Source organism: Stenotrophomonas sp. PS02297, from assembly GCF_029959705.1.
Classification (GTDB): domain Bacteria; phylum Pseudomonadota; class Gammaproteobacteria; order Xanthomonadales; family Xanthomonadaceae; genus Stenotrophomonas; species Stenotrophomonas nitritireducens.
On sequence record NZ_JASCOS010000041.1, the window covers coordinates 20,276 to 27,151 of the forward strand.

At 69.9% G+C, this 6,876-nt stretch carries 6 protein-coding genes; 5 read left to right on the forward strand and 1 reads right to left on the reverse strand.

What is annotated here, in order from left to right; translation table 11 throughout:
• Window positions 1–12: 12 nt before the first annotated feature.
• Window positions 13–3,096 carry an EAL domain-containing protein gene (locus tag QMX80_RS10045; RefSeq protein ID WP_282276824.1) on the reverse strand — a complete coding sequence of 1,028 codons (3,084 nt, stop codon included), beginning with the start codon at window positions 3,094–3,096 and terminating at the stop codon, window positions 13–15.
• A 158-nt stretch (window positions 3,097–3,254) separates the two neighbouring features.
• Between QMX80_RS10045 and creD the strand changes: the two genes are divergently transcribed.
• From creD to QMX80_RS10070, 5 genes are read left to right on the forward strand one after another with little or no spacing between them, the layout of a single operon-like run.
• A complete protein-coding gene (gene creD / locus QMX80_RS10050) occupies window positions 3,255–4,583 on the forward strand; it encodes a cell envelope integrity protein CreD (protein WP_282276826.1) in 1,329 nt (442 codons plus the stop codon).
• A 5-nt stretch (window positions 4,584–4,588) separates the two neighbouring features.
• Entirely contained in the window at window positions 4,589–4,969 is a 381-nt protein-coding gene (locus QMX80_RS10055) for a hypothetical protein (RefSeq protein WP_282276828.1), read from the forward strand.
• 46 nt (window positions 4,970–5,015) lie between these two features.
• Window positions 5,016–5,309 carry a hypothetical protein gene (locus tag QMX80_RS10060; protein ID WP_282276830.1) on the forward strand — a complete coding sequence of 98 codons (294 nt, stop codon included), beginning with the start codon at window positions 5,016–5,018 and terminating at the stop codon, window positions 5,307–5,309.
• A 9-nt stretch (window positions 5,310–5,318) separates the two neighbouring features.
• Complete coding sequence (locus QMX80_RS10065) at window positions 5,319–5,924, forward strand: GNAT family N-acetyltransferase (protein ID WP_282276831.1); 606 nt, start codon at window positions 5,319–5,321, stop codon at window positions 5,922–5,924.
• The gene (locus tag QMX80_RS10070; protein WP_282276834.1) at window positions 5,921–6,820 is read left to right on the forward strand and encodes a carbon-nitrogen hydrolase family protein; all 900 of its coding nucleotides are present in this window, start codon (window positions 5,921–5,923) and stop codon (window positions 6,818–6,820) included. Before QMX80_RS10065 ends, QMX80_RS10070 begins: the two co-directional genes overlap by 4 nt.
• The last annotated feature ends 56 nt before the right edge of the window (window positions 6,821–6,876 follow it).

Below are 6,876 nucleotides of genomic sequence, written 5' to 3' on the forward strand. Positions count from 1 at the left end.
CGGTGGGGCAGGTTACGGCGCCGGGCCGTCGGCGAAGGCCGGATGGTCGGCGCGCGGCCTGTCCAGGTGGTAGCCCTGCACCATGTCCACCCCCATGCCGCGCAGCATCTGCAGGGTGGCTTCGTCCTCGACGAATTCGGCAACGGTCAGCTTGCCCATGCCATGCGCCACTTCGATGATGGCGCGCACGAACACCTGGTTGTCGTGCTCGCTGGGCAGGTCGCGGATGAACATGCCATCGATCTTGAGCACGTCGGCCCTCAGGTTCTTGAGGTAGGCGAACGACGAGAAGCCGGTGCCGAAGTCGTCCAGGCAGATCGGGCAGCCGGTGTCGCGCAGCGCAGCGATGAAGCGCGCCGCATCGCCCATGTCCGAGACGGCCGAGGTTTCGGTCAGTTCCACCAGCAGGCGCCGGGGCGCGACATGCTGGCGGCGCAGCTGGCCACCGATCCAGGCCGGCAGCTCGGGATCGTCGAAGGAGCGCCCGGAGATGTTGACCGCGATGGCCGGCAGGCACGGGTGCGCGGCGAGCAGGCGGATGCTCTCGGCGATGACCCAGCGGTCGATCTCCAGGATCTTGCCGCTCTTCTCCGCCGGCTCGATGAACTGCGCGGGCATGATGAGCTGGCCGGGATTGGCCTCGTCCTCCATGCGGATCAGCGCTTCCAGGTGCGCCAGGCGGCCATCTCCAGCGTGGTGGACCCCCTGGAAATGCAGGCGCAGCAGGTCGTGTTCCAGGGCCCGCGCGATGCGGTCGTTCCAGGCCAGCCGGCTTGCCATTTCCCGCGAGCTGTCGCGGTCCGGACGGTACACGTTCCAGCGGTTCTTGCCGGTGTGCTTGGCCTGGTACATCGCCGCGTCGGCGTGGGCGACCAGGTCCTCCGCGTTGTCGGCGTGGGCGGGGAAGTGGGCGATGCCCAGGCTGGTGGTCAGGCGCACGGTCTGTTCGTGCAGGCACAGCGGCGTCTGCGAGATGCGCAGCACGATGCGTTCGGCCAGGTGCTGGGCGTCGTCCAGGCTGGCATGCGGCATGAGCACGGCGAATTCGTCGCCGCCCAGGCGGAACAGGGTCTCGCCGCTGCGCACCAGGGTGCGGATCTCGACCGCCATGCGGTTGAGGACCGAGTCGCCGGCGCGATGGCCGAAGGTGTCGTTGATGTACTTGAACTCGTCCAGGTCGAAGAACAGCAGCGCGGCCTGGCTCGGCGTGCGTTCGGCGGCATGGAAGAAGTGCGCCAGGTCGTCCTCGAAACGGCGCCGGTTGTACAGGCTGGTCAGCGGATCGTGCTGGGCCAGCCGCACCAGCTGCTCGGCGGTCTGGCGTTCGTGGGTGACGTCTTCCTGCACCCACAGCCGGCCTATGAGGTGATCCTGCGCGTCGCGCACCGGGTAGGCGTCGTGCATGACGATGCGCCCGTCGTGCAGGCGGATTTCCAGCCGCTTGTGCAGGTTGGGGGCGATGGCCGCCTCGTCCAGGTGCCGGCGGAACGCGGGCGGGTCGAGCATCAGCCGCTGCGAGCTTTCCAGCCACTGGTCGGTGGTGCTGCCGACGACGGTGTTGCCCTCCGGGAAATCCCACATGGCGAGGAAGGCGGCATTGCAGTAGGTCGCGCGGTTCTCGTCGCTGACGAACAGGATGCCCAGGTTCATCGCGCCGAGCAGGGCCAGCAGGCGCGCGCGCTCCTCCTCCAGCCGGGTCATGAACTGGCGGCGCTCGTCGATCTCGGTCTGCAGCGCCTGCGCATGCGCGAACTGCAGGGCGCGTTGCTGCACCAGTTCCTCGACCATGTCGTCGAACGCGCCGGCCAGGTGCCCGAGCTCGTCGTCGCCCTGCATCGCGATCGGCTTGGGCTCGCCGCCCTGGCTGAGTTCGTCCACCGCCTGGGTCAGGCGCTTCAGCGGTACCGCGAACAGCGAACCCACCCGGCGGCGCAGCAGCCACATCGCCGGCAGCAGGCCGAGGATGCCGAAGCTGGAGACGGCCAGCAGGCCCCACATCAGCACCTGGTCCACCCGCGCCTGCGGCAGCAGGAACACCTGGTACCAGCCCGGACCGTGGATCTTCGACCACGCCACCCAGTGGCTGCCGTCCGGCGAGCGGCCGATCCCGTTGTCGGCATGGCCGTAGGCGATCATGCCGTGCACCTGCGCCAGCAGCGGGTCGTCCAGGGCCGACAGTTCCAGCTGGCCATCGGCGGCGGCGATGCGCCGGCTGAGTTGCGGATGCGCGATCAGCGCACCGTCCGCGCCCATGACCAGCTGCACGCCGGCGCCATCGTTATCGGCGGTACGGTCGATCAGGCTCTGGACCGAGACGTCGTGGCCGAGCGTGCCGGCCCAGCGCCCCCGCCAGTCCAGCGGCTTGATCACCGACACCATCCAGGTGTTGGCCTGCCGGTCCAGATAGACCGGTGTCCAGAACACCTTGCGCTGCGGGTTGCGGCGCGGGTCCGAGCCCTGCATCGTCGGATAGCCGGCATTGGTGGCGCTGGCGTCGGCGTTGCTGCCCCAGTCCATGCCATGGGCATAGACCATCAGGCCGTCCTCGACGAAGTCCATGTAGACCGAGAAGAACGGCGGCACCAGCGCCGGGCCCTGTTCGCGCAGCAGGTCGTAGGCGACCACCGCGCGCAGGCGCGCCGACTCGTCCAGGCCCTGCGGCGGCTGGTGCAGGTACAGGGTGGGTGCGCGTACGGGATCCACCAGCCCGGGCTGCAGCCGCCACAGGCCGTCGGCACTGCGCGCGAACAGCGTGTCGAAGCGCGCCAGGGTGGTGTCGCGGTCGGCATGGTCCAGCCGCCACAGCAGCTCGTGCTGCAGGCGTAGCACGCTCTGTTCGGCCTGCAGGAACTGGCCCTCGTTGGCCCTGGCGCGCAGGTCGACGGTGCGCTGCGCCACCATCGGCACGACCCGGTCGGTCACCACGCGCATGGCCAGGTAGCCGAACGCGGAAAGCAGCAGGAGGAGGGCGAGGAACAGACCCCATATGCTCAGGGACAGCCGGTGGATCAGCGAAGTACGCGACCTGGCATGCAGCACGTGGGGTTCCTTGGGGACAGTGGCGACGCTGCCGGTGAGTGCCGGGCGGTGGGGCAACGCGGATTCATACTATGCCGTGACGGGTATCCGCAACCCGCCGCAGGCCCCGTCCGGCAACCGCCGCCGTCGGCCGCTTCACTCCCGCTTCAAATCCACCACAAACCGCGCACATCCGGCGCCATCACCCTGTGCCCGTTTCCACACGAGGACGGGCCATGACTTCCCTGAAACTGCTGTTGCGCTTCGCCGTGGTCGGCGGGCTGGTGTTGCTGCTGCTGGTTCCCCTGCTGCTGATCCGCGGCACGATCGGCGAGCGCGAGCGTTACCGCGACCAGGCCATCGAGCGGGTGGCGCAGAGCCGTGCCGGCGCGCAGTCGCTGATCGGCCCGGTGCGGGTGCTGCCGTGGACGCAGCAGCGCGAGGTCGAGGTGGTCGAGTCGGGCGCGCGCAAGACCGAACTGCAGACCGAGCACGGCTACGACCTGCAGATGCCCCGGCAGTTGCGAGTACAGGGCGAAATGCGCCCGGACGAGCGCCGCGTCGGCCTGTTCCGGGTGCCGGTGTACAGCTGGCATGCGCGCCTGCAGGCCGAGTTCGCCGACGCCGCTTATTCCGCCACGCCCGGCCGTGTCTACGGCCAGCCCTACCTGGCGCTGGGCATCGCCGACGTACGCGGCCTGGTCGGTACGCCGAACCTGCGCGTGGACGGGCGCGCGCTGCCGCTGCAGGCCGGTTCGCGGGCGCTGGAACCGACCTCCAAGGGGCTGCATGCCACGCTGCCGCCGTTGCCCGATCCGCGCCAGGGCACCCTGGCCGAAGGGCGCAAGGTCGAGCTGGAGTTCGTGCTGGACGGCACCCGTTCGCTGGCGGTGGTGCCGGTGGGCGACGACACCCGCGTGGCGCTGTCCTCGCCGTGGCCGCACCCGCTGTTCGGCGGCAGTTTCCTGCCCAACGAGCGCAGCATCGACGATGCCGGCTTCAAGGCCGACTGGGCGGTGTCCTCGCTGGCGTCCGCCGCGCAGGAACAGCTGCGCCGCAGCCTGCGCAGCGAGGGCGGCAGCGTCGAGGCGCTGGAGGTGGCGCTGGTCGATCCGGTGGACGTGTATACGCAGGCCGATCGCGCCAGCAAGTACGGCATCCTGTTCGTGCTGCTGACCTTCGTCGGTTTCGTGCTGTTCGAACTGATCAAGCGGCTGAAGATACATCCGCTGCAATACCTGCTGGTCGGCCTGGCGCTGGCGATCTTCTTCCTGCTGCTGCTGAGCTTGTCCGAGCACATCGCCTTCTGGCAGGCCTACCTGGTGTCGGCGGCGGCCTGCATCGGCCTGCAGGGTTTCTACCTGTCCGGCGCGCTGCACAGCTGGAAGCGCGGGCTGGGATTTTCCACCCTGCTGACCCTGCTGTACGGCGTCCTCTACGTGCTGCTGGCCTCGGAGAACAACGCGCTGCTGATGGGGTCGCTGCTGCTGTTCGGGATCCTGGCGGCGATCATGTGGATCACCCGCAAGGTGGACTGGTACGACGTCGGCACCGGCCTGCGGTGAACGCGATGCGACTGCGCGCACGCTTGTTGCGGCGGCTGCGGCAACTGCTGCCGCCGGGATTGGCCGGGGCGGCGCTGCGGCTGGAGCAGGCGGATGGCTGGTCCGCTTCTCCGCTGGCCGCACTGGCATTGGGAACGGCCGCATGCCGTGGCTGCCTGCGCCTGGAACTGGATGCCGCACTGGCGGAGCGTATCCGCCGGCGCGGCGCCGCGGGCCTGCCCGCGCTGGATGGCGCAGGCCGCTGGCGGGCGCTGGGCCGCCGCGGCCTGCGCTTCAGGGCAGTGCTGGGAGACCGGCAGCAGGTGGTGGTGTGCGATGCCCTGCACGAACGCCTGTGGCTGCTGTGGCGCGAGCCGGGAGCGGCGCGATGCGCACGCCGATATTGAAGCTCCGGCAGGCGGGGGCGCGATGCGCTTTCATCATGCTCCGGCGATGCTCGCGTTGCTGCCGGCCGGTGGGCAGCAGCAACGCGCGGATTGCTGCACGGTTCCGGCCATCGGCGTGGCGATATCGGCGCTGGCTTTCGCCGTCGTCGTACCGGTCATGCAGTGGAGCCCGACATCGTGGGATACCGCCATGGCGATGCCGCGGCTGCTCGTTTCGGAAGAACGCGGAATCCCGCGGCGCGCGGTGCAGTCCACCGCTTCGAGCGCGACGACTGCCTCGTCGCGGACGGGGACGGCGGCGCCTTCGGTGGCTGCGGTTGCATTGCTAATGCAGGGCTAGAATTCCGCCATGGACGCTTCTCCCGCCGTTGCCGCCCTGCGCGGCCCCGAACTGCTGCCGGTACTGGACGACGTGGCGCGCCTGCGCATCCGCGTGTTCAACGACTGGCCCTATTTGTACCAGGGCAGCCTGGACTACGAGCGCGACTATCTTGCCGCCTATGCGGCCACGCCTGATGCGGTGTGCGTGGTGGCGCGCGCCGGCGGCGAGGTCGTCGGCGCTTCGACCGGCCTGCCGTTGCTGGACGACGGGCCTGCGTTCCGGCAGCCGTTCGTGGCGGCCGGCATCGATCCGGCGCAGGTGTTCTATTTCGGCGAATCGGTATTGTTGCCGGAATGGCGCGGACGCGGCATCGGCCATGCCTTCTTCGATGCGCGCGAGGCGCATGCGCGTTCGCTCGGGCGCTTCGCGATGACCGCCTTCTGCGCGGTGGACCGTGACAGCGACGACCCGCGCCGGCCCGCCGGCCATCGCGACAACGACGTGTTCTGGCGCAGGCGCGGCTATGCGCGACGGCCGGGCATGACCATGCACCTGCGCTGGGAGGAAACCGGCCGCGGGGAGGTGTCGCATCCGCTCACGTTCTGGACCCGCGCCCTGGAGCCTGCCGCATGAAGATCGCCGTCGCCCGCTATGAGATAGGCGCTCCTGTCGATTTCGATGCCTTCGCCCGCCGCCAGCGGCAGGAACTGGCCGAGGCCGCGGCGGCCGGCGCGCGCATCGCGGTGCTGCCCGAATACCTGTCGCTGGAACTGGCGGCCACCTTCGCGCCGGACATACAGCGCGAGCTGCCGGCCTCGCTGGCCGCCATCCAGCGTTACCGGCAGCCGTGGCTGGAACTGTTCGCCGGCCTGGCCCGCGAACTGGACATGCACGTGATCGCCGGCAGCTTCCTGCTCGACACCGGCCGGGGCCGTTACCGCAACCGCAGCGACTGGCTGACGCCGCAGGGCGCCCATCTGTGGCAGGACAAGCTGCAGCTAACCGGCTTCGAGAAGGCCACCGGGCTGATCGATGGCGGCGATGCGCTGAAGGTGTTCGAGGTCGACGGCATCCGCGCCGGCGTGGCGGTCTGCTACGACAGCGAATTCCCGTTGCCGGTGCGCGCGCAGCAAGAGGCCGGCGCGCGCCTGCTGGTGGTGCCCAGCTGCACCGACACCGAGGCCGGCGCCACCCGCGTGCGCGTGGGCTGCCTGGCGCGGGCGCTGGAGAACCGCATGTTCGTGGCGCAGTCGGTGACGGCGGGGCGGGCCGACTGGAGCCCGGCGCTGGACGTCAATACCGGTGAGGCGGCGGTGTACGCGCCGATGGACTGCGGCTTTCCGGCCGATGGCGTGCTGGCACGGACCGGCGACGCCCGGCGCTGGGCGGTGGCCGAGCTGGATTTCGCCGCGTTCGAAGCCAGCCGCGCGCAGGCGCAGGTGGCCAACGACCGCGACTGGCCGGGGCAGTGGCAGCCGGCGCTGCAACGCGCGGTGGTGGACACACCCGCCAACCTACCTCCCTCGTAGGAGCGGCTTCAGCCGCGAAAGGGCTCTCCCGGCAAAGCCCCATCGCGGCTGAAGCC

Coding starts and splice junctions, on each gene's coding strand:
- creD (WP_282276826.1), top strand. CDS start 3,255: ATGACTTCCCTGAAACTGCTGTTGCGCTTCGCCGTGGTCGGCGGGCTG.
- QMX80_RS10055 (WP_282276828.1), top strand. CDS start 4,589: ATGCGACTGCGCGCACGCTTGTTGCGGCGGCTGCGGCAACTGCTGCCG.
- QMX80_RS10060 (WP_282276830.1), top strand. CDS start 5,016: ATGCTCGCGTTGCTGCCGGCCGGTGGGCAGCAGCAACGCGCGGATTGC.
- QMX80_RS10065 (WP_282276831.1), top strand. CDS start 5,319: ATGGACGCTTCTCCCGCCGTTGCCGCCCTGCGCGGCCCCGAACTGCTG.
- QMX80_RS10070 (WP_282276834.1), top strand. CDS start 5,921: ATGAAGATCGCCGTCGCCCGCTATGAGATAGGCGCTCCTGTCGATTTC.